Consider the following 1,440-nt stretch of genomic DNA (forward strand, 5'->3'; position numbering starts at 1 on the left):
TGAACTGCACCCCAAAAGTTAGACAAGAAAACTCTAACTTTTGGGATGTTATTTTTATGAAATTAAGTTATGAAGACAAGGTTCAAATCTATTACTTGCGAAAAAGCGGCGCAACTCTCAAGTCATTATCAAAACAGTTTAACCTCAATCAGTCAGGGATCGAATATCTGATTCGACTAATTGATAGGCATGGAGTAGACATTGTCAAGAGAGGTAAGAAGACTTATTATTCTCCTGAACTAAAGCAAAAAATCCTTCATCAAGTTCTTCTTGAAGGGCGTTCTCAATTGTCAGTCTCTCTCGATTTTGCCCTTCCTAACAGGGGGACTCTCCCAAATTGGCTGGCACAATATAAGAAAAACGGCTATACTATTGTTGAGAAACAAAGAGGGAGACCACCAAAGATGGGACGTAAGAAAAAGAAAACTTGGGAAGAAATGACGGAACTAGAGCGACTTCAAGAAGAGAACGAGCATCTTAGAACGGAGAATGCCTATCTAAAAAAGTTGAGGGAGTTACGCTTAAGGGACGAAGCCTTACAGCGCGAAAAGCAGAGACAATTAGAGAGATGGTCAAGGAAGGATTCCGATTAAGTTTCCTACTAGCTACCGCTAAACTCTCTCGTGCAACTTACTATTACCAGCTAAAACAGCTAGATAAACCAGACAAGGATCAAGAGTTAAAAGCTGAAATTCAATTGATTTATGATGAGCACAAGGGAAACTATGGTTATCGTCAAATTCATCTTGAACTGAAAAATCGTGGTTTTCATATCAATCACAAGAAAGTTCAGCGATTGATGCAAGTGATGGGGCTACAAGCTCGAATTCGCCGTCAACGGAAATATTCTTCTTACAAGGGGGAGATTGGTAAGAAAGCAGAGAATCTCATTCAGCGTCAGTTTGAAGGCTCTAGGCCTTACGAAAAGTGCTATACAGATGTAACCGAATTTGCCTTACCAAACGTCAATGGAAAGCTCTACCTGTCTCCTATTTTAGATGGGTATAATAGTGAAATCATTGCCTTTACCTTGTCACGTTCACCTGACTTGAACCAGGTCAGAACAATGTTAGCCAAGGCTTTTCCTGCTGAAACCTACAAGGGAACCATTCTCCACAGTGACCAAGGCTGGCAGTATCAGCACCAGTCTTATCATCAATTCTTAGAAGCGAAAGGAATTGTCCCATCTATGTCTCGCAAGGGCAATAGTTCAGACAATGGGATGATGGAGTCCTTCTTTGGCATCCTCAAATCGGAGATGTTCTACGGTTATGAGAAGAGTTATCAATCGCTTGATGAGCTGGAGAAAGCTATTGCAACTTATATTGTTTATTACAACAATAAACGGATTAAAACAAAACTAAAAGGACTTAGTCCTGTGCAGTACAGAACTAAATCCTTTCACTAATATTTTTTGTCTAACTTTTTGGGGGCAGTACA

The 1,440-nt window shown here is 40.0% G+C and carries 1 protein-coding gene; it reads left to right on the plus strand.

Annotated features, from left to right (window positions below):
* Window positions 1–56 precede the first annotated feature (56 nt).
* A protein-coding gene (locus tag HMPREF2876_RS10180; RefSeq protein ID WP_148131432.1) for an IS3 family transposase occupies window positions 57–1,408 on the plus strand; the annotation gives its coding sequence in 2 pieces (ribosomal slippage) (window positions 57–519 and window positions 519–1,408; 1,353 coding nt in all).
* Window positions 1,409–1,440: the final 32 nt, after the last annotated feature.

This window comes from Streptococcus sp. HMSC073A12, assembly GCF_001812815.1.
GTDB lineage: Bacteria > Bacillota > Bacilli > Lactobacillales > Streptococcaceae > Streptococcus > Streptococcus vaginalis.